The sequence below is a fragment of the Magnetococcales bacterium genome (genome assembly GCA_015232395.1).
In the GTDB taxonomy this organism is placed as follows: domain Bacteria; phylum Pseudomonadota; class Magnetococcia; order Magnetococcales; family JADFZT01; genus JADFZT01.
In genome coordinates this window covers 1-21,534 of record JADFZT010000063.1, presented here as the reverse complement: position 1 = coordinate 21,534, position 21,534 = coordinate 1, and the positions used below count along the sequence as shown (strand labels likewise).

12 protein-coding genes and 1 pseudogene are annotated in these 21,534 nt (G+C 54.0%); 10 read left to right on the top strand and 3 right to left on the bottom strand.

Annotation, left to right across the window (positions count from 1 at the left end):
* Positions 1–101: 101 nt before the first annotated feature.
* Positions 102–1,064: a thioredoxin-disulfide reductase gene (gene trxB / locus HQL52_15340; GenBank protein ID MBF0370823.1), complete on the bottom strand. Its 963-nt coding sequence runs from the start codon at positions 1,062–1,064 to the stop codon at positions 102–104.
* Positions 1,065–1,197: 133 nt separating this feature from the next.
* Here trxB and HQL52_15335 point away from each other — a divergent pair, with 133 nt between their 5' ends.
* Both HQL52_15335 and HQL52_15330 read left to right on the top strand, forming a co-directional pair.
* The gene (locus HQL52_15335; GenBank protein ID MBF0370822.1) at positions 1,198–2,163 is read left to right on the top strand and encodes an SDR family oxidoreductase; all 966 of its coding nucleotides are present in this window, start codon (positions 1,198–1,200) and stop codon (positions 2,161–2,163) included.
* 177 nt (positions 2,164–2,340) lie between these two features.
* Positions 2,341–3,594, top strand: coding sequence for a heme NO-binding domain-containing protein (locus HQL52_15330; protein ID MBF0370821.1), 1,254 nt, complete (start codon positions 2,341–2,343; stop codon positions 3,592–3,594).
* 2,639 nt (positions 3,595–6,233) lie between these two features.
* On the opposite strand, the pseudogene HQL52_15325 reads toward HQL52_15330, so the two are convergent.
* Both HQL52_15325 and HQL52_15320 read right to left on the bottom strand, forming a co-directional pair.
* Positions 6,234–6,434: pseudogene (locus HQL52_15325) on the bottom strand (prepilin-type N-terminal cleavage/methylation domain-containing protein).
* A 494-nt stretch (positions 6,435–6,928) separates the two neighbouring features.
* Positions 6,929–7,924, bottom strand: coding sequence for a 2-dehydropantoate 2-reductase (locus HQL52_15320; GenBank protein ID MBF0370820.1), 996 nt, complete (start codon positions 7,922–7,924; stop codon positions 6,929–6,931).
* A gap of 34 nt (positions 7,925–7,958) precedes the next feature.
* On the opposite strand from HQL52_15320, the gene HQL52_15315 reads away from it, so the two are divergent.
* The 8 genes from HQL52_15315 to HQL52_15280 all read left to right on the top strand — a co-directional run bounded on the left by HQL52_15315 (position 7,959) and on the right by HQL52_15280 (position 20,718).
* Complete coding sequence (locus HQL52_15315; protein MBF0370819.1) at positions 7,959–8,285, top strand: hypothetical protein; 327 nt, start codon at positions 7,959–7,961, stop codon at positions 8,283–8,285.
* 157 nt (positions 8,286–8,442) lie between these two features.
* A complete protein-coding gene (locus tag HQL52_15310) occupies positions 8,443–10,023 on the top strand; it encodes a B12-binding domain-containing radical SAM protein (GenBank protein MBF0370818.1) in 1,581 nt (526 codons plus the stop codon).
* Between the two features lie 290 nt (positions 10,024–10,313).
* Positions 10,314–11,093 carry a polysaccharide export protein gene (locus tag HQL52_15305; protein ID MBF0370817.1) on the top strand — a complete coding sequence of 260 codons (780 nt, stop codon included), beginning with the start codon at positions 10,314–10,316 and terminating at the stop codon, positions 11,091–11,093.
* A 90-nt stretch (positions 11,094–11,183) separates the two neighbouring features.
* Complete coding sequence (locus tag HQL52_15300) at positions 11,184–13,343, top strand: polysaccharide biosynthesis tyrosine autokinase (GenBank protein MBF0370816.1); 2,160 nt, start codon at positions 11,184–11,186, stop codon at positions 13,341–13,343.
* A gap of 106 nt (positions 13,344–13,449) precedes the next feature.
* Positions 13,450–14,988 carry a hypothetical protein gene (locus HQL52_15295; GenBank protein MBF0370815.1) on the top strand — a complete coding sequence of 513 codons (1,539 nt, stop codon included), beginning with the start codon at positions 13,450–13,452 and terminating at the stop codon, positions 14,986–14,988.
* A complete protein-coding gene (locus tag HQL52_15290) occupies positions 14,951–17,227 on the top strand; it encodes a hypothetical protein (protein ID MBF0370814.1) in 2,277 nt (758 codons plus the stop codon). The genes HQL52_15295 and HQL52_15290 overlap by 38 nt, the downstream gene beginning before the upstream one ends.
* A 103-nt stretch (positions 17,228–17,330) precedes the next feature.
* Positions 17,331–18,860, top strand: coding sequence for an oligosaccharide flippase family protein (locus HQL52_15285; protein ID MBF0370813.1), 1,530 nt, complete (start codon positions 17,331–17,333; stop codon positions 18,858–18,860).
* Between the two features lie 235 nt (positions 18,861–19,095).
* Positions 19,096–20,718, top strand: a complete 1,623-nt coding sequence (locus tag HQL52_15280) for an alkaline phosphatase family protein (protein ID MBF0370812.1) — start codon at positions 19,096–19,098, stop codon at positions 20,716–20,718.
* Positions 20,719–21,534 lie beyond the last annotated feature (816 nt).

Sequence of the window (21,534 nt, the reverse complement as noted above, 5' to 3'; positions counted from 1 at the left end):
ACTGTTTTCCAGCTCCCCCGGGTCAAAATTGGGGAAGCTGGAAAAAGTCGTCTCGTCAAGCCCCTCGTCAAGATCAGATCTTGGAACCTCTCGGTTTCACTCTATTTCCGGTCTGCCGAGCCCTCTTGTTGGCCCAGAAAGCGTTCGGCTTCGATGGCAGCCATGCAGCCACTACCCGCAGCGGTGACGGCCTGACGGAAAATTTTATCCTGCACATCCCCAGCGGCAAACACCCCTTCCACATTGGTAGCGGTGGAGTCGGGTTTGGTGATGAGATAGCCTTCGGAATCCTTATCCAGCTGATCCCCAAAAATATCGGTGTTGGGGGTGTGGCCGATGGCGATGAACACGCCGGTCACAGGGATATCCCGGGTTTCGTTGTTTTTGACGTTTTTAACCCGCAGGGCGTTGACGCCTCCAGATTTTTGGTCCCCCAAAATTTCATCCACCACCGAATCCCATACCGGCTCGATCTTGTCGTTGGCGAACATCTGCTCCTGCATGAATTTTTCCGCTCTGAGGGCATCCCGGCGGTGGACCAGATAGACTTTGGTGCAGAAATTGGTCAGGAAGAGGGCCTCTTCCACAGCGGTATCCCCCCCGCCCACCACGGCCACTTCCTGGCCCTTGAAGAAAAAGCCGTCGCAGGTGGCGCACGCGGACACGCCAAAACCGTTCAGGCGTTTTTCCGACTCGATTCCCAGCCAGCGGGCGGAAGCGCCGGTGCTGATGATCACGGCGTCGGCGGTGTATTCATCCTCGGAGTCGCAGATAATGCGGAAGGGGCGCTGGTCGAATTTTACTTCGGTGACGGTATCAAACACCACCTCGGTGCCGAAACGCTCTGCCTGGGCCTGCATGGTTTGCATCAGTTCCGGACCCTGAATGCCATTCTCGAATCCGGGGAAATTATCCACCTCGGTGGTGATGGTGAGCTGTCCGCCGGGTTGCAGGCCTTGGATGACGACAGGTTTGAGGTTGGCGCGTCCCGCATAGATGGCCGCAGTGAATCCAGCGGGGCCAGAGCCGATGATGACGATTTTATGGTGTTTTGCTTCGGGCATGGGTTTATCTCCGGGGAATGGATTGTTACAGTCAGGATCGGTTGGAAAATTGGGTCGGGTATTCCCGGAAGGTGTCGCTTTCCGGGGAGCCTATAGGATGGCTGTTTTTGATGGATCGCAAGGAGTTTATTTGATGCGGGGTTATTTTACCAAGCGAGTGGCAGTGACTGGTGGAGCTGGTTTTTTGGGGTCTCATCTGTGTGATCGCCTGATTCGGGATGGTCACGATGTCATCTGTATCGAAAATTTTTTTACCGGTTCCAAGGAAAATGTCCGGCACCTTCTGGATCATCCCCGTTTTGAATTGTTGCGTCACGATGTGACTTTTCCACTCTATGTGGAGGTGGATGAAATCTACAACCTGGCCTGCCCCGCATCACCGGTTCATTATCAGGCAGATCCCGTGCAGACCACCAAGACCAGCGTCCACGGAGCCATCAATATGCTGGGACTGGCCAAGCGGGTCAAAGCCAAAATTTTTCAGGCCTCCACCAGCGAAGTGTACGGCGACCCGCAGATTCATCCCCAGCCGGAGTCTTATTGGGGCCATGTAAACCCCATCGGCCGTCGCTCCTGCTATGATGAAGGCAAGCGTTGTGCAGAGACGCTTTTCTTTGATTATCGCCGGCAGCACAACCTGCCCATCAAGGTGGCCCGTATCTTCAATACCTACGGCCCTCGCATGCACCCTGACGATGGCCGGGTGGTCTCCAACTTTATTATTCAAGCCCTGCAAAACCAGGACATTACCATCTATGGGGATGGCACCCAAACCCGTTCGTTTTGCTATATGGACGACCTGATCGACGGGTTCGTCCGTTTGATGGACTCCCCGGAGGAGGTTACCGGCCCGATCAATCTGGGTAACCCGAGGGAATTTACGATTCGTGAGCTGGCCATGAAGGTTATTGAGCTGACCGGCTCCCAATCAAAGCTGGTGGAAAAACCGCTCCCTTCGGATGATCCCCAACAGCGGCGTCCCGACATCACCCAAGCCAAGGAAAAACTGGGCTGGGAGCCCAAGATTCCCCTGGAAGAGGGCTTGAAATCCACCATCGCCTTTTTTGAAAAAGTGCTGGCTGCCTCTCGGGATCGATAACAGCCGGGCCAAGGGCGGATCGGTTTTTGGTCAATCTGCCCTTTATCCCGCTTTGGCATTTGGTGAGGATCGTCCGGCCTTCCCGGCACCAGCCGCGTCCTCGTTTATAATTGGGCCTGACCTGATTGGGTCTTTGATTCAATAAAGCCTGTTTGGTTCCGCCGGAAGGAATTTTCCATGCATGGCATCCTGTTTCTGGCCTTGGAGGATTTTCTTCAAACCCGGGTAGGTAAAAACGCCTGGCCCCAACTGCTGGCTGCTGCTGGCTACAAAGGGCGGGTTTTCGAGCCTGACGAGAGCTACCCGGATGAGGATATCCTCAATCTTCTGGAGCTTTGTTCCCGCCTGTTTCGCAAAACCAAGCCCCAAACCCTGGCGCTTTTCGGCGAGCATATCGGTCCCGGTCTGGTGCAGATGGGGCTCTCCATGGGGCTGGTCCGCAAGGAGTGGAAAACCCTCGATCTTTTAGAGCGGCTACCGGACATTTTTCGGGAGCTGGAAGAGCGCAATCCGGAAATGAGCTGCCCGGAATTTCGCACCCTCCGACTGCGCCACGGGGAGTTGGCACTGGCTTATCTGTCGGAACGCAGGCTCTGCGCCCTGGCCCGGGGCATCATCATGGGGGTGGGGAAATATTTTGACGAACCCATCCTGGTCAACGAACTCATCTGCCGCCATCAAAATGCTCCCCTGTGCCGCATGTCGGTGATCCTGGACGATCCCGACATGATGAAATATGTCGATATCCAGCGGGAGTTCGAGTTTATTCAGAGTCGGATTCTGGAAATCGGTTTTTTCAACCAGTTCGAAGGGGTGCCCATCACCCATCCGGGGCTGGTGCTGCGCTATGATGAACACGAGGTGATCATCCAGGTCCATCGGGATCAGCTGGCGGCGATGAAAATGGAGGCGAAAACCTTTCTTTCCGCCCCCCACCTGCCCGTCGGTCTGGAAGCCCATGTGGGGGAGATCAACCGCAGCCACGGCACCGCTGTTCTCCGCCAGGTGACCCTCGCCAACGGCCCGGTGGGTCAGCGGGGTTTTACCCGGATAGCACCGGAAAAACCGCTGCCGGTAGAGCTTGAGGTCGAGGGAAAAACCTATCGGGGAGGGATTCGAAATCTATCGGCTGGGGGACTTTCAATCTTTTTGGTGGGAAAACGCCAGTTGGATGAACGGATGCTTTTTTCCGCGCTTATCTGTCGTTTTTTGCTGCCGATCAAATGGCTTGAGATCGGCGAGACGGTGGAGTTGGGGCCCAAGGAGATGATTCTGGAGGGCAATGTCCTGGATATCATCCCTCAGAGTGTCGGCCAGTTGATCAGAGTGGTCTTTGCCCCACTGACCCGGGTCCAGCAGGATTGGGTGAGGGGCTATATGAAGCAAAGACGGGAAGAGGTGCTGCCAAAGTTACGGCAACTGGCAGAGTAGGACCTTCCCTGGAACAGACCATTCCGGGGGTGGGAGATTGGCTTGGGATGTTTCATCACGGCAAGAGAGGGGGGATCTCCTGCCCCATCCACCCACCTGCCCAATCTGAATGTGTCAGGATTTTTCCCCCAATCTGAATGTGCCAGGATCTTCCCCCCCCACGGAACACCAAGCAGCTCTATGCGTCACGCCTCGTTGTTTTTGTCCTTACCACCCTTGTGTTTCCGCTTGCGTCGAGGGGAGTGATTGCCTTTTTTTTCCGTTGCGGGTTCAGCCCTTTGTTTTTGATCCGGGGAGTCTATGGGATTCGGATCAGTCATATCTTTTCCTTCAGCCCCACATAACGGCTCGGGCGAGGGAGGGGAGGGGATTTTATCTGAACTCTCCTCACTTTCGCTTCCCGGCAGGGTCAGGGCTTTGCCACAGGTGAGGCAGTGAATCGGCTTCATGGGAGGCCAGATCAGGGCGGTATGGAGGATCAGAGGGGTCTCCTCATCACAGCCGACACACCGGATGCGTAGGGGCATTTCAGCACCACAACCCAGACAGTAACGGCTCTCTTCAGGGCACTCCTGGCCGCAGGCCCCACAGTGACGGGTCTGTTTTTGGCCTTTTTCTCCAGCCCGAGCCAAAGCCTCCCGGCGCTCCTGCTCCCGACGCTCTTCCAGAAGGCGTTGCTGGTGGCGTTCCTTTTGTCGGATGCGTTCATTTTCAAGCAGTTTGCGGGCCTCATCCAGGGCGCTCTGGGCCATCTCCAGGCCGCGAATACCCTGGCGGGCATCCCGGATGAGCTGGTGACAGGCCTTTTCATGGGGCTCCTTGGCGTTGATGGTGGAGAGGGCGGCGATCTGGGAGAGGATGGCCTCCCGGCGTTTGAGTTGGCTGATGACCTTTTGTTGGGACTCTTCCAGGCGATTTTGCTCCCCGGTGAGGTTTTCGCCAGCGGTCATTTCCAGGAGCTCTCCCGCTTCAGCCGCCGCTTCTTCGGCCCGATCCCATTGGCTGAGATAAACCTGGGCTGTTTTTTCAGCCTCTGCCTGTTGGCTGCGGCGTAACTCTTCCCGCTGTTCTTCGGCTTTTTTGCTTAGAGTGAGGAGTGATTCCGCCAGCTCCCGGACCGTGCGGAAGCCTGTCTTCCATTGTTCCCGCAGAGCGTTGCCCCGGGCAGCCCATTTTTTACACTGCTCGATGGCGGCCTGGCTTGCCTGTTTGTCTCTTTGCACATTTTTATCCCAGGGGGTTGCATCTACCTCCTTGAGCAGGGCTGCTGATTCGGAGCGGACTGAGCGAAAATGGTCCAGCTCTTCCTGGAGCTGGCGCATCAGTTTGGGAAATGGATCCTCCTCCAGATCGGTCAGCACCTTTTGGGCCTCCAGTTCGGCCTGGGTAAGTTTATCGGCCTCAAAGCGCAAGGGGGCAGTGGCTTCCCGGAGTTTGTTTTGCCACGCCTCCTCTTCCCGCTGACGTTTTTTTTCTTCCTGGTGGGCTCGGCGCAGGTCGGACCAGGGGCCATAGTTGATGGTGGCGAACCCCAACACCATGGCCAGCCCCCCCAGATAGACAAACTCCCGGGTTTCACCCCCATAGACGCCGTTGACCACCATCAGCTGGGTAAAAGCGGCCAGGGGAAGCACCCGCATCAGGGCAAAACGTGGATCCATGGCTTCATCATGAAAGTTTTTCATCAGGTGGAGCATCAGCATGGGCAGTGAAATCACCCCGGCGGTGAGAAGCGAGACCGCAATGGTGACCTCATAGCGGAAAATCAGCACCTGGAAGATGACGAAAAAGAGGGAATAGGTGAGGGCCAAAAGTAAAAAATGGCCCCAGCGGAAAGAGTCGAGCATGCCCGGCTTGCGCCCTTCGCAGAGATACCAAAACCCGGCACCAAAAAGCAGCACTGCCAACCCCACGAGTTTGCCCAAAAGCACCACCCGCCCCAGGGGAGAGTCCACCCCGGGCATTTCAATGGTGATGTCCCGGCTGTCGGTCACCAGATGGTCGAAGGCCCAGTGGAGTTGGTTTTCATTCTGACCCGTGGGTTGCAGGGCGTAGGCGGGCACCAGGCTCATATCCACCCCTGGCAGGGTCACCGCCACATCCACCCGGTCGGTGCGGCCTTTGCCGGGAAGGCGATAGGTAAAATGTTGTTTGACTTGCAGGCCATAACTGATGTGGACCTGTAGATTTTTTCCCGTGGGGGAGGGGCCTGCCCAAAAAATGCCTGCCTGGCTGTAGATCACCCCTTTGGGCTCCCGAAACGCGCCGTCGGGATTTTGTAACTCCAACACCACTTGTTTGGCCTGGGTGGTGTTGGGAGGAAAGGGAAAGCGCAGGAGAACCGGCTCCAAGGGATCACCCGAATGGCTTAGGGTCAACGTCCCTTTGAGGCTGGCGTCAAACCAGGTTTCGACCCCAAGCCCCACCACCCGCTGGCTGGGCGTGAGTTCGATGGCCATGGTGATTTCCTGCACCTGGGGGGAGGTTCCCTGGAGGGTTTCCCAGGGGGGGCGGTTGGGGGAGGGAGAGGGAGGAGATTTAATCCCGGGTGCATCCGCCTCTCCCTTTGGGTTGGTCTCTGTAAATGCCGAAGCGGATTGACCGGTCTGGGCCTCTTTGCGCTTGGCCGCTTCCACGCTTTGGGCGCGTTCCTTGTATTGCATGTAGGCAGGCACGGCGATGGCGGCCAGAATGCCGATGATAGCCACCACGATGATCAGCTCGATCAGGGTAAACCCCCGTAGGCCAGTGGAGCGACCGGTAGCTCGGCCAGAAGCGCTTTCTGGGGAGAGAGAAAAAAAAGGGGAGAGAGAAAAAAAACGGTAGCCAGAACGGTGCATGGAACTTGCTCCGGAAATGAAGGTTTCGTCAATGATTCCATTTTGATGTTTTGGGTTATTGAGTCCATTCAATCCGCGAATGGTACCTCGTTTTAATCTGGGAGTGTCATTTTATTTTTCAGGTTATGAGGGGGATTGAGATGATTCCTCCCTTGAGGGAGGGGAGGGGGAGGTTTTGGGGACAATGAGAAAGTCTGTTCTTGGCTTGATTGTTGCTAAATGCTAGGGAGTCTGGTTTGCAACAGTGTGGACTGGATACTATAAAAAATAAGTCAACTATAAGAAATTCAAGGGGAAAATGGTATGGCCCGACGTGGGAGGGGTCAAAATCCAGCACCAACGCGTCACATTGCGGTCAAAATCTTGGCTGCGGTATATGTGGGTGGTGCCTATGGATTGATTCTGATTTCGTTTGTTCAAGCCTTGATTCTCGTCTCCTGGCTGAACAACTGAGTGCGGCTGCGCCGTTTATTGTTTCCAACCATGGATATCCATCACCCACCACCCTCTTGAATTGTCAGCACACCTCTCTCCCAGGTTTCTCTGGGGGCCGATTGGCCAACCACCAGTTTTAAAATCCCATAGAGCGTTTCCATGTAGGGGGCTTGCAGGCCACACCTGTCAGCCGCTCTCACGGCATTGCCCAAAATCGCCTCCACCTCCATGGGGCGCCCCGCCTGACGATCCAGCAGCATGCTGGTCAGATAGGGGGCCATGCGGTAGGTGTCGTCCAGGTTTTTTTTCACGATACCAGGGGGCAGGGGGTGTCCTGCCGCTGCGGCCACCCGGCACACCTCTTCCATCACCTTTTCCACCAAATTGGCGGTTTCCGCTACCTCCAAAATTTCCCGGGTGTTCGCCCCTACCAGCATGGAAATGGGATTGAAGGGGGCGTTCCAGACCAATTTTTGCCAGCGATCTGTGACGACATTTTCTGAAATGTGGCAGGGGGTTCGACTTTTTTCGAAGAGTCGTCCCAGCTGATCGACTTTGTCAGAGCGGCCTTGGGGATAGAGCCCCAGGGTCAGGCGGCCATAGCAGAGATGGCGGATGTGGCCTGGGGCGGTACGATTGACACAGATGAAGGCCAGCCCGCTGATGATTTCATTTTTCGGGAAGGCCTTGGCGACCGATTCTTCGATTTCCACGCCGTTTTGCAGCAATACGATGGCGGTATTTGGCCCCACAGCCGGGCGAATGATGTCGGAGACTGAAATTTCCGGAAGAACTTTTAGCCCCACCAGGATATAATCCATTGGCTGAACCGGTTTCGGTACCTGTCCAAAAACTGCGTGGGGGGTAAAATGAAAGTCGCCGTCAATGCTATCGATGGCGATTCCCTGGCGTTTGACCGTATCATGATCCGATCGGCAGACGACGGAAACCTCTGCCCCGGCCGCAGCGAGTCTGGCTCCATAAAATCCTCCCACGGCACCAACACCCACACAGAGGATTTTGACGGTATCAGGGAACACAGGGATACTGTTCATGGTCTAAAGGTTCCACACGAAGGAGTAGGAAAACATGAAAATCTCCCATACTTCAGGGGTTGCCCTGTTTTTAGCAGCGTTTTTTCTGGCAGCCCAGGCCCCTCAGGCCGCTGAACCCGCCAACCCTGTCAGAGGCCAGGAGCTACACGATCCCAGCTGCCTGACCGAGTGCCATGCCCGACGGGCGGGGGGGGAAGCCAACCGGCTGTACACCCGCAAAAACCGCAAACAGGATTCCCTGGCCAAGCTGAAAGCTCAAGTCTCTTTTTGCAATCAGCAGGTTTTGGGCTCCGAATGGTGGCCCGAAGATGAAGCAGATGTGGTAGGCTATCTGAATAAGGCATTTTATCATTTTAAGTAGGCGTTTGGCGTTACCGATCCCTTTTTGAGGTGGTCACTCTGGTGAAACAGTAAAGTATGCCGGGTGAACAACGCCCCCCAGGATCCAGTAACGCAAAAGCCATAGACCCCATCGGCCTCTCTAGATCAGGCCGTTTGACCAAAAAAAGAAGGTCCCTATGAAAACCACACTCCTAGCCCCTTGCCCTCCCGATATTTCCGCCTTCGGAGTCCGCATGCTTTCGGCTTTTCTCAAAGAACACGGACAGGAAGTCCGGGTGATCTACCTCCCCGGTGGGGTGGCCCAGTTTCAGCGGGACGCCACGGTTCGTTATGGCTATGAGCAGCGCATTCTCGACCAGGTGATCGAGCTGTGTCGGGATTCGGGACTGATTGGTATCTCCTTCATGAGCAACTATCTGGATCGGGCCATGAATCTGGGAGAAAACCTCCGCAAGGCTCTGGATATTCCGGTGGTGGTGGGGGGGATTCATCCCACGGTCAAACCAGAGGATTGCCTGGAGTTTGCCGATCTGGTCTGCGTGGGGGAGGGTGAGGATGCCCTTCTGGAGCTGATCGAGCGGCTTGAAAAAGGGGAGTCCTATGACGATGTGCAAAATTTTTGGATGAAAAAAGAGGATGGCCGCATCATCCGCAACCCCTCCCGGCCCCTGCGGGAAGACCTGGATTCTCTGCCTTTTTTCGACTTCGGCATGGAAGAGCACTATATTTTTGATAACTTTACCAACGATGTGGTCCCGGTCACCGATGAAATCATGACCCGGGTGCTGCCCATGGAGCCCCACCTGGTGGGCACCTTCAGCGACGCCTATGATCGGACTCGCTCCTACAAGACCCTCTCTTCCCGGGGCTGCCCCCACAAGTGCAGCTTTTGCACCGAAAACTCCTTGAACGAAATGTACTCCCCCCAGCGCTATTTTCGCAGGCGTACGGTGAATCACATCATCGACGAGCTGGTTGAAGTGAAAGAAAAGATGCCCTATGTGGAGAGTTTTTATCTCTTCGACGACACCTTTTTGGCCCGCCCCACCCGGGAGATCAAGGAGTTTGCCGAGGCGTATCAAAAGCGGGTGGCCATTCCCTTTCACGTGCAGGTGAGCCCCTCCACGGTCAACGAAGAAAAAATTGAGGCTCTGGTGGATGCGGGGATGGTGTTTGTGGAGATGGGGGTGCAGACCATCAGCGAGGCGGGTACGGCCTCCTACAACCGCAAGGTATCGAAGGAAAAGATCACCAAAGCGGCCAATATTATCTATAAATTCAGGGATAAACTCCATACGCCCTGTTTTCACGTCATTCTCGACAATCCTTGGGAATCTCCCCAGGATGTGGCTGAAACCATCCGGTTTTTGACCACGCTGCCTCCTTTTTGGTTGCAGCGCAGCACACTGACCTATTTTCCCGGCATTCATCTCTACGACCGGGCCAAGGCAGAGGGAATCATCAAAACCGAAGAGGACGAATGGCGGGAGATCTATGCCAAGCCGTTCCATGCCCCGGAATCCACCTACGTCAACTTTCTCATGTATCTCATGGGGTTCCCTGGCTTTCCCAGACCTTTCATGCGTTTTCTCGCCTCTGAAACCATGGTGCGCCTGCTCCATAAAAATTGGAACAAATGGCTCTTCAGCCTGATGTTCCGTTGTGGTGAGGGCATGATTCTGGTTTCCAAAGGGTTTAACTCCTTGTTGCGGGGAGACCTTTATCGTATTCGGCGCTATTTTGTCCGGGTGACCTGATCCGGATCGGTCGTCATCCTCACAAAAGGGGACGGGGTGATCCTGAAAAGGGGATAGGATCATCCTGGCGTGGGAATGGGATGATCCAAATGGGGGGGGAAGGAATAGCATGGATGGTTTACAACAGCTGAAAATCCGGGCTATTCTTTTCCGATGAAGAAGCGGGAAGACTGAAAGGGGCCTCTTGGGGTTTTTGGTTTTAACCCGCCTTGCAGAAACACACGGTTCTTACATCGGATTTTTTCCATATGATTGGTAACACAGGAGTGTTTTGGTGGGGAGTGGTCGCCATGATTCTTGGTGCCTGCTCCTCTTTTGAGTCGAGCCCGTCTCCAGATTCCATGGTGACTGCTCATGCCATGCCTACCGGTCAGGCGGTCGCCTTCCACAGCCTCGACGCCTATCAAAACCTGCCCCTGGGTCCCGGGGACGAAATCGATATCCGATTTTATCGGGAAACCAATCTCAACCGCTCCATCCGCATCGATGGTGCAGGCAAGATCAACTTTCCCCTGATCGGTGATTTCAAGGTGAAGGGGCTGACCATCGCCGAGGCCGAGGCGGAACTCACCAGGCGCTTGAAAAAATATCTTCTGGAACCCCGGGTTGATATCAATGTCACCACCTTTCGCAGCCGACGGGCTTTTGTGGTGGGTGAGGTGGAGTCTCCAGGCCCCCTCTCTCTGGATCGACCGATCCAGGTGTGGGAGGCAGTACACATGTCCGGGGGCTTTTCTGTTGAGGCCAACCAGGAAAATGTCCTGATGCTGCGGCGGGAAGAGGACTCCCTCAAGGCTTCAGTGGTCAATCTGGACGCTTCGAGTTTTAAAGGGGGGGTTGAAAATATCCCTGAAGCGATGGCCACACAGCTCCAATTTGTTGAGCATGGGGACATCCTCTATGTCCCCCCCAAAGCCATCGTCTCCTTCGGTCGGTTTATGGGACAGCTGAACGCCATCGTCAATCCTATCTACACCATAGAAAAAGGGATTCTGATCGGGCCTGACGTGGAAGATATTCTGTTGGGCAATCGTGGCGGTGGCGGTGGTGGTGGAGCCCCAGCACTTTAAATCCTTTTGACATCCAAAGAAGCTTTCCTACCGTTGGCCAAAACTCTTTTTGCCATGGTGGGAATGGGCAGCATTTGCTGGAGAGGGTGAATGGAACTTAGGCAGATTTACGAAATTCTCCTTAAAAAAAGATGGTTTGTGATCTATACGTTTGCGGCCATCTTTTGTTCCATCATGACGGCGTCGTTTCTCATTCCCCGCTCCTATGACACCACCGCCAAGGTATTGCTGCGCAATCCCACGACATCAGCCCCTCTGAGTACGGCTCTTGGTTTCAAGGTCTCCTCCGGGGATACCAACGAGACCATCCGGGCCGATTTTTTGGCCCACGCCTTTTCCTGGACTGTGGCCGAAGAGGTGATCAAGCAGATGGATCTCAAGCGGGAGAGGGTACGCTCCCGGATCATGCGGGCCTTCCCGCCGATCAAACCAATCCTGGCGGCGGTGGGGGTCGATATCCTCTCCACCCACAAACCCATCACACCGGATGATTTTATCCAGCCACCCTTGAGTGGGATCCTTTTTCCCATTCCCAAGGTCTCCATCGCTCAATATGAGGATACCAACCTGCTGGAGATTGAGGCGCGATCCACCGACCCCAAACTGGCGATGGATCTGGCCAATACCTGGGCTGAAGTGTTTATCAGGCTGGAACGGCAGCGGATGGTTAATGATCGTCGGGAGGCCCGACAGTCGATCTATGATGGCCTGAAAGAGGCCCATCAAAATGTCAAAACCGCCTTCAGTCGCTTGAAGGAGTTTAAAAACGTCGAAAAAAGCTACAACCTCTCTGCGGAAACCCAGACCCTCATCACCCGCCGAAGCCAGGTGGAGCAGGATATGGAGGAGGTGTCGGTCAACTATAACAAAGCCATGTATAACATGGCCATTTTCAAGCAAAAGATGGCTGATTTGCCTGAATTCCAAAAGACCGCAGAGTCCATCAAGGAAAATGAACGCATTGCCGGGCTGAAATCCAAGCTTCAGGAATATTATCTGGAGTTGGCCACCTCCAAAAAACGCTATGCCGCGGATCACCCGGAGATGCGTGATCTAAATCTCAGGATCAATGAGTCCAAGGCCCTCATGAAAGAGGAGTTGGAGCGGGTATGGGGGGGAGCCAATCTGGCTTTGGATCCCGTGCGGGAAGAGTTGCGTCGAAACCTGGTAGAGAACTCTCTGATCGTCGCCACCCATGAACCCCAAATGGCGCTTCTGAAGAGTCTGCATCAAAAATATCTCGATCTTCTGGCTTCGGTCCCCGACAAGGAGACCACCCTTTCCGAACTGCAATCCGCTTTGACCATCAATACCAATCTCTATGAGGGGCTGCTCACGGTTGACCAACAGCTAAGCCTGGTGGAGACCGTCACCCTTTCCGTAGCCACTCTGGCGGAAAGAGCCCCCCTGCCCGATATTACCGATTCCCGCCATCGCCACCCTTCGACTTTGGTCAGCTTTATCCTGGCGATGTTTTTGGGGCTCTTTTTCAGTATCTGGGGGGGGTTGGCCCTGCACTATCTGAGTGATGCGGTGACGACACCGGCTGAGGTACGAGGGCTGGAGGGGGTCTATCTTTTGGGCAGTGTTGGGCCAATGGGCAAAAAAAGCCTGAAAACCGCTCAATATTGGCATCCAAAATCGAAACGCCTGCGAGAGGCGATACGATCCATTCGCAACAACATCCGCTTTGCGACACGTCGAACTCCCCCTGGAAGTCTGGTGGTCTTTAGTGTCGGAGCCCAGGAGGGGAAAAGTTATGTGGCCACAAGCTTGGCGGCTTCTTTTGCTGATCAGGGCCAAAAAGTTCTGCTGATGGATGGCAATCTGGATGCGCCGGTGGGACACAAGCTGTTTCGGGTTTCCGTCTCTCCGGGATTGACCGATCTGCTCTCCGGCGATGGCGACCTGGCCGCGGTGTTGAAGGATACCCCGGTGGAAAATCTCACTTTTCTCGCTGCTGGCACCTCTTTGCCCAATCCCAACCGCTTGGTGGATTCGCCCCGAATGCCGGAGGTGTTGGCCCAGCTGGAGGGGATGTTTGATCTGGTGGTGATCGATGCGCCCCCCCAGCGGGATTCCAGTTTTCCCCTGCGCTATGGGGAGATGACCGGCAATGCCCTCTTGGTGATTGAGAGTGGCAAGACCCGCAGGCCCCATGTGGAGCAGCTGGTGGATATGGTGAAAATGGCCGATTTCCGGCTGATCGGCGGTGTGCTCAACAAGCTGGCTGACATTCACCGCACTTGAGGTATGTTCTTAAGATGCCTGGTGTTCCGGATCATTCGGCCAATTTCCCAACCCCGGGAGATCCCGCGTCCGCGCCCCAAACTCCTGCCCCCCTGGCGACGGACTGTTGCATCCGGCCTGCTTCGGCCATGGCACCACCATGACTGCCCTGGCCCGCTATCTGCCTGATCGTCAAACCGCAGCTTCCCCATGGTTCTTGCTGGTGGTGGCCATTCTTTTTGGTGGCTCCCGCTACCTGATACCCGATCCCATCTACTATGTACTCACCGTGGTCAGCGTGCTTTTGCTGGTCAGCTGTCTGCTTTTTCCCATGGTGGGGCTCTATTTATATGTTTTGGTCGCCCAGGTTCAGCAGACCTACTATTTTATGGACTGGACCAAATTTTACGATCTCAGAGTCTATCCCTACATCCCCTTCGTCATTGTGGCCGGTGTGGGATTGGTCGCCTACCGAAGTGTGCGCCAAAAGGGTATTGATCGCCGGACACCTCTGGATACTTTGTGGCTGTTTATTATTGTTTTCGAAGGTTTTTCCCTGTTTTGGGCGCCCAACCTCACCTTTGGTATCTATCTTTGGTGTATGTTGGTGGTGAACTATATCTCCTATCTGCTTTTTACCCATCTGGTTCTCGACCACCGGCAGCTCAAGCTCCTCGTTTCCTTTACGCTGTTCTGTGGTTTTTTGGGAGCGGTGAGTATTTTTGGCAATCTCTATTACGACATCGACAAATATTTTTATTGGCCCAATGACACCGGGCTGCGTGCCGCCTTTACCAACCTCTATGGTCGTCCCGGGGGTTGGTCCGGGCCGAGTCATCTGTCGGGATTCATGGCCGCCACCATTCCCATCGCCTATATCAAGTTTGGCTTTGCCAAGGAGGGGATCAAAAAGTTTTTCTATCTGGCGATCATGGTGTTCATGATGGGGGCGATTGTCATGGGTGAGACCCGAGGGGTCTTTATCAGCCTCTTTGGTGGACTCTTTTTCCTGCTCTATATCTCTCCCCAATATGCGGGGAAGCGGTTATTTTATGGCTTTCTCAGCGTCAGTGTCATCGTCGCCACCATGATTTTCTTTCAGCCCCGGTTTATCAACCGAATCCTGGTGGGTTTTGGTTATACCGGCCAGCTGTTTTTGGAAGGCAATAAGGGTACTTTTGGTTCCGGTACGGAAGAAGGCCAGGGGCCTGAGGGGCAGAGCGGGCTGACTGTTCGCATCTGGTGGTTCACCAATGTGTTGAAAGCCATGAATAAGGAGCCGTTGACCTATCTCGTCGGACCGGGGCTCTCCGGATTTCAATTTTACTCCCGGGGCAGTCCCGAAGCCAATGGGCTCTTTTGGGGGTTTATTGCCGACATGGGGGTATTGGGGCTGATCCTGTTTATCTTTTTTGTCAAAATTGTTTGGGCCAACACCGCCTATTATGTCCGCAAGGCCCAACACACCAAGAGCTATTATCTCTACCTGGCGGTTCTCACAGGCTTTGTAATGGACGTTGCAATTCACGGTCTGGTAGACTTCGACCTGAATTCCTATGGATCCAAAAACATCTGGCTGCCCATGGGGCTCCTCATGGCTACCATGAATATTTTAAGGAGAGAGATGGATGCTGAAGAATCAGAAAAAACCATTCCAAATAAATAGCTTTTCACGTTTTTTTTCTATTGTTGCCGTCTCTCTGTTTTTTCTGGCAGCCACCCTGCCACAAGCCCATGCAGCACCCCCCATCGGGGCGATGGTAGAGGATTTGCTGGCTCAGGAAGAGGAAACCCCCACCAGTTCAAGCAACGTCCAGGAACGTCTCCACCGTTTGACCAATATCATGCGTATGGTGGGAATGTCCGGCTTTCAAAATGAGACCCGGCGGATTTTGCCCCGCTCCAAGGCCCAGGAGCTGGAGCGAATGATCCAGCGCGGGGATCGGGGTAAGGCGGCTGAAGAGGTGCGGGAGGCGATTGGCAAGCTGGAGGATCTTCCCGTTGAGGAGATCAGTGAGTCTGCCATGTCCCGGCCCGGGCAGGGACAAGGGCGGTTTGGTCGGGGAGGGCCACAGCGGGGCTTCAGGCAGGGAGGGGGGAGATCCGGCGGTTTTGGTGGTCGTGAGTCCGGCGGTTTTGGTCAGGATAGGGGGCAAGGTGGTGGCAGACCCGGCGGTGGCCGGCCCGATCTTGATGCCGGGGAACCCATCGACGGTCTGCCCAAGCTGGAAGCCTTCGCCGAAGTGGATTTCCACCGCATGGTGATGAAGGGTGGAGATTTCGGCAATATTCTCAAGCTGTTCAATCCGGTCATCGATCCGGACCGGCGTAAGCTCTATGTGGTGGGCTCCAAGACCACCCATGTGGCGGTGATTGATCTGGATACCGACGAGCTGGAAAAGACTTTTGACCCCGGCGTGATGGGGGGGTTTTTGGTCTTTAAAAACAAGAAGCTCTACTCCTTCGACTATAAAAAACGCAAACTCTACAAAATCGATCCAGACCGCGAAAAAGCCACGGAAATTCAATTCAGCAAGGCCCGCTCTCTGGTGCCCCGGGACAAAGGCAAGTCCAAAAGCTGGGGGGAGTATGAATTTAAGATGGGGGGTTTTCAATCCTTTGACGACGGCACGGCGGGCTTTCCCACCGACTGGCGTCAGGATATGAATGCCGCCTACGGTCTCATCAAAATCACCGATCGTCGCGGTCGTAAAAAGGGTGAGATCAACATCGGCCCCGACGCCCTCTATTTCATCATCGATGATGAAACCGGCAAGCTCTACTCCACCGCCACCGGGCACGGTTCGGTGCGGGTGTTTGATCTGAATCGCCTCAAAGAGACCGACTATTGCCGCAACAATCGCTGTTTGGTCAAAGAGATCGATATCGGTACCTCTGCCGACCAGGTGATTGCCGACTCCAAAGGCAATATTTACCTCCGAAATCGCCTGGGGGGGAGCGTCATCTATAAAAAGCCCGAAGGCAGTGATCTGCTTACGGTGATCCCCAATGAAAATCTCTCCAGCCACGGCATCGCCATGTGGCCTACCTACATGCTTTTGAGTCGCTCGGAAAAATATCTCTATGTTTTGGGCCACTATGGTGCCGTGATCGATGTGGTTTCGACCCGCACCAGCCGGCGGGTGGGCCGAATCGAATTCGATACCTCCTGGAAACCCCGCACCGACTCCATTTCGGCGATGGTGATGGATGAAAAACATCGTCGGATCTATGCCGCCTGGCCAGAGCTGGGGGTGGTGGCGGTGGGAGATACCAAAACCTACCAGCAGGTCAAGCTCATCAATCTCAGTCAGTATGGCTACCAAAAGAGCAAAGGGGCCAATCGGGGGCCGGGGCTCATCAACCTGGCGGTCAACGAATCCACCGGCGAGCTATACGTCCATCTGCATGAAAAGGGACGGCTGTTGCGCTTGGATGGCAAAAATTATCACCTGAAAAAAGAGATCGATATTTCCAGCAAGAAAAAGATCGAAACCAATCTCCACGTCAACTCTGACACGGGGGATGTCTATTTTGGCAACCAGGTGCTGGATGGCAAAACCCTCCGCACCAAGGATACTCTCCCCGGGGAGCGGGTGGCTGCCATCGATACCCAACGTGGTGCGGTTCTTTCCACCCGTGTGGTGCCCAATCGGGGCTTTAACGGCTCCCAAGAAGCGCTCTATCGCACCACCAACGGCAAGCGGGACGGGGCTTGGCTCATGGAGGAAATCGGCGGCATTCGTTCCCGGTTTTATCTGGATGTCAAAAAAAACTGGCTCTATGTGAGCTATTTTGAGGATGGTGTGGTCAAGATTTACGACATGAACGACCAGGATGGCTCCGGTTCCGGCTCCAGTGGGGGAAAATCCGACAAGTTCGGTTGGATCCACGACGAGCAATAATCTGAAGTTGGTCATCAGAGGGTGTGGTGGGTTCGGTTTCGGGGCTCACCACACCCTTTTTGTTTGACTCCCCTCCTTCAAATCACCCCCACATTGGGATTTCATGAACGAACGCCTGGCTAAAAACTCCCTCTTTTCCTTTTTGACCATGGTGGCGCATCTGTTGATGCTGAGCGTCCAATATATCGTGGTCGCCCGCTATCTGACGGTGGAAGAGTTTGGGGAATATAGCTTTATCGTCGCTTTCGTCTCTTCCATCATGACTCTGGCCCACCTGGGAATTCAGCCGATCATCGTGCGGGAGATTGCCGTGGATCGGGAGAATGCCGGGCTCCATTTTGGCCAGGGGCTTTTGATCCGGGTGATGGGGCTGACGGTGGGTAGCGGGATTGTGTTGGTTTCGGCTCTGTTTTTGGATCTTCGGGAGCAGCTGCTGATCGCTCTGGTGATCGCCTTGGCGGCGGAATATCTCCTGGGGTTGGCGGCCCTTGGCAAGGGGTTCTTCCAGGCCATCGAGCGCATGGAGATCGAGACGGTGATCATGGCGGTCTACTGTCTCTTTTATCTCTCCTCCATTTTTTCGGTTTTTTATTGGGATCTCGGATTTATCGCCGTTTTTGTGGCCTATTTTGCCGCCAATTTGCTGCAAACCGGACACGCCTATTCTCTCCTGCTCAAGCGCATCAAGATTACCCTGCGCTGGCGGGAAATGTTTTCATTTTTTCAGCATCAGGAGTCGATCATCATCGGCTTCGCCATTTTTTTTCGTTTGAATCTTCCCAAAGTCGGCATTCTGGCTCTGCGTTGGCTGGGGGAGGAGGCGGATGTGGCTTTTTTTCGGGCGGCCCAGTCGATCATGCTGATTTTGGAGGTGCTGCCAGCAGCCTTCATTATGGCCATGTTTCCGATACTCTCGAAGCTGGCCCATAGCGGCAAAGGGGACTTTTTGGGCTTTTTCGAAAAGGCCTTCACCCTCTTTTTTATCTTGAGCGGGGGGCTCTTTGTGTTGATCGTGCTGGCGCCCCACGACATCATGTGGATTTTGTATGGGGATCGTTATGCCCCGGCGGCCGTGGCGCTATTGATCATGTCGTTGATGGTGTTTCCCATCTTTTTGAATCCCCTTTTGTCAGCCGGGCTGATCGTCTGGCGCAAGCAGCACCATCTGATCGCTGCTGCGGGTGCTGCCATCACCATTTCCATCTTTTTTTACTGGCTGCTGATCCCGGATTATGGCTTTCTCGGCGCGGGTATCGCTTCGGTGATTGGCTATAATGCGTATGGTTTGATCTGTATCTGGCTGTTGGGAAAACTCCCGGTGGGGATCACTGGCAGGCGCTTTTATGGCCTTGCTGGCAAACCGATGTTGGCCATGGGGGTGATGATTGGGCTCGGTTGGTTGATCGAATATCACTGGCCGATCCTGACCATTCCGGTGGCGATTGTGGCGGTGCTCGGATTTTACGGCCTGCTCTTTAAAATGCGGGTGATCACCCTGAAGGAGATCATCGGCTTTATTCGTCGCAAACCGTTGCCTCCAGGTGGGCCGCCAGGAAAAGGGGCTGGGCCAGGTGGTGGTGAGCCCCCCCATGAGAGAGCCAAGCCCCAAGAGGGAACCAAGCTTCCGGGGTAGAACTCCTAAGTGAGGGGGAGGGGGAGTAGCCCTATCTTTTCGTGCTTGGGGAAAAATACCCTGAGAAAGACGCTGATTTTGGTGTATTGGACGTGGTCCCGTGGCAATCATTTGATGAATCAGCCTGAAAAAACAGGTAGAATGACAGGTTCCGGTTATTTTTTTCGAGTGGTTTGACCTGCTCTTTGGATAAAATTCAACACACACCGCACACGCTACCCAAGCTAGGAGATTGATGATGGCAACGGCTCGAAAAATGCTCGTGATTGGTATTGATGGGGCCACCTTCAACATCATCAATCCCCTGATCGAAGCGGGGCGGCTACCCAATTTACAGCGGTTGATGGAGAAGGGGGCCCATGGTCCCTTGAGAACCATCGTACCCATGGTGAGCCCTGTCGCTTGGACCTCGTTTTTTACCGGGATGAAGCCGGGCAACCATAAAATTTTCGATTTTTTTTCCCGGGAGCCCAACTCCAATAATTTCCGCATGAGTTCCGCCCGGGATCGGGGGGTGCTGCCCATCTGGTCGATCTTGAGCAAGAGCGACAAAAAGGTCTGCGTCTCCGGGGTCACCTGGACCTATCCCCCGGATGAGGTGAACGGCACCATGGTTTCGGGTTTGGGCGCGCCGCCGGAATCCACGAAAAATTTTACCCATCCCCCAGAGCTTTCCCAAGAGATCGTCAAACGTTTCGGCCCCTACCAGGTCATCCCCAAAACCGGCATGGGTTTGGAGTCCATTCGGGGTAAGCAGGCCTTTCTGGATGAAATTTTCCGGCTGATCGAATATCGGGGCCAGATGAGCCAGTTCCTGATGGATCAGGACGATTATGATTTCACCATGTGCTTTTTTATCGATACCGATGGGGTGAGCCACAATTATTGGGAATATATCGACCCCCAGCTAAAGGATCGCAAGCCGGAGGAGACCCAGCAGTTTGGTGAGGCGATTTATAATGTCTATGAGCGGGTGGACAAGGAGGTAGGGGGGATTTTGGCAAAGGCTGGGGAGGATACCAATGTGGTGCTTCTTTCCGACCACGGCTTTGGCCCCATGCGGCGGATTCTTCACCTTAACAACTGGTTGGCGCAACAGGGGTGGGTGGTCTTTAAAAAACGCTCCATCTGGCCATTCCTCATGGCCAAAATCAGATCCAAATGGGCCAAGATCCGGGGAAAATCCTTCGCCATGCAGACCGATGTTTTTTTGGACACCATCGACTGGAGCAAGACCAAAGCCTATTTCCACGGCACCACGGGGACGATTTTCTTTAACTTGAAGGGCCGGGAAAAAGAGGGGATCGTGCCACCAGACACCTACATGGCTCTGGGCAAGGAGATCGCGGCGGGGTTGATGGAGTTGAAGGATCCCGATACGGGTGAGAAGGTGGTGGAACGGGTCTATACCAGGGATGAGGTGTTCACCGGTGAGTTTATGGCGATCTCACCGGATCTCCTCGTCACCCTGAACCCCCACTTCGGCTTCGCCACCCGGGAAAAACCCCACCGGGAAGGGGAGGTTCCCGTGATTACCGATGCCGATAACTGGACCGGGGATCATGAAATCGATGGGATTTTTATCGGTTACGGTCCGGATTTCAAGGCGGGTCAAAAGGTCGAAGGCGCCAACATCATCGACCTCGCTCCCACCATCTTAAACCTGATGCAACACCCCATCCCCAAAAATATGGATGGTAAGATCTTGGAATCCGCCCTGGACGAAACCTTCCTGGCGAATCACAAACCCGAATACAGCGACCCCATCAATCCCCAGGATGGCAGCTCCGGTTCAGTTTACTCCGACGATGAAGACCAGCAGGTGAAGGATACTTTGAAGGATTTGGGGTATCTTTAGATCTAGAAATTATTTGTTGGACACTCTGGTGTAAATTACAATTCTCAAAGGTAGTGTTTTAGGGGTTGGAGGGGAGGTCGGCCAGGAACTCGTCAAAGTCAGCGGAAGAAGCCTGGAAATCCATCGGTTCTAAGCTATGCCGCTGAGACATTCCGAGGCTGTCAGATAGGGTAAATCCTTGTGGGGCCAGAGGTTGCGTGATTTGATCGCCGACGGCTTCCAGGTGTTATCACTTTGCATTTTGGCCTCTCTTGACTCCGATTATGGATTTGATTGAAACGTCAATATTTTCAAGAGGATGCCTTGGAGCTTGACGTGTCCCTGGGAGGTCGGCTTAGGTGTTGTTATCACTGTTAGATGTCATTGTTTGCCAGTTCCAGATATCATTGTCTTCACTTAAGACGTCTTTTAAGCTTTCATGAGGTATTTCGATGTCAAGTATTTTGTCGCCACTTGTGTCCTTGTTTTTTGGATGATCATAAAGTTCACATTTGAAGCTGATTTTATTTGTCGATCTTTGGTTTGTTGAGCTGTCTTCTGTTTTTGCATGGAAATTTGCGCTAAACTCATTGAACCCTGTCAGTCGAGTTTGGTACCTCTTCCTTCTTCTTTTTGTTGTAATAAAGGTTCTTTTTTGGGGTTCTGGTTGGTTGTTGTTTTCAAGAAAGCATATAGAGTATTTGTTGTCTGAATCTGCGTCAATCCCATGAATCCTGTTGATTTTATCACATGTTGAAAATGAAAACTTGTATAGTGGGGCTAGGAAAAGATATGACTGATCCGGATCCCATAGACTCCCCGGATCAAAAGCAAAGG

Excerpts from the sequence above, each read along its gene's own strand:
- trxB (MBF0370823.1), bottom strand. The coding sequence starts at position 1,064 with ATGCCCGAAGCAAAACACCATAAAATCGTCATCATCGGCTCTGGCCCC.
- HQL52_15335 (MBF0370822.1), top strand. The coding sequence starts at position 1,198 with ATGCGGGGTTATTTTACCAAGCGAGTGGCAGTGACTGGTGGAGCTGGT.
- HQL52_15330 (MBF0370821.1), top strand. The coding sequence starts at position 2,341 with ATGCATGGCATCCTGTTTCTGGCCTTGGAGGATTTTCTTCAAACCCGG.
- HQL52_15320 (MBF0370820.1), bottom strand. The coding sequence starts at position 7,924 with ATGAACAGTATCCCTGTGTTCCCTGATACCGTCAAAATCCTCTGTGTG.
- HQL52_15315 (MBF0370819.1), top strand. The coding sequence starts at position 7,959 with ATGAAAATCTCCCATACTTCAGGGGTTGCCCTGTTTTTAGCAGCGTTT.
- HQL52_15310 (MBF0370818.1), top strand. The coding sequence starts at position 8,443 with ATGAAAACCACACTCCTAGCCCCTTGCCCTCCCGATATTTCCGCCTTC.
- HQL52_15305 (MBF0370817.1), top strand. The coding sequence starts at position 10,314 with ATGATTCTTGGTGCCTGCTCCTCTTTTGAGTCGAGCCCGTCTCCAGAT.
- HQL52_15300 (MBF0370816.1), top strand. The coding sequence starts at position 11,184 with ATGGAACTTAGGCAGATTTACGAAATTCTCCTTAAAAAAAGATGGTTT.
- HQL52_15290 (MBF0370814.1), top strand. The coding sequence starts at position 14,951 with ATGCTGAAGAATCAGAAAAAACCATTCCAAATAAATAGCTTTTCACGT.
- HQL52_15285 (MBF0370813.1), top strand. The coding sequence starts at position 17,331 with ATGAACGAACGCCTGGCTAAAAACTCCCTCTTTTCCTTTTTGACCATG.
- HQL52_15280 (MBF0370812.1), top strand. The coding sequence starts at position 19,096 with ATGATGGCAACGGCTCGAAAAATGCTCGTGATTGGTATTGATGGGGCC.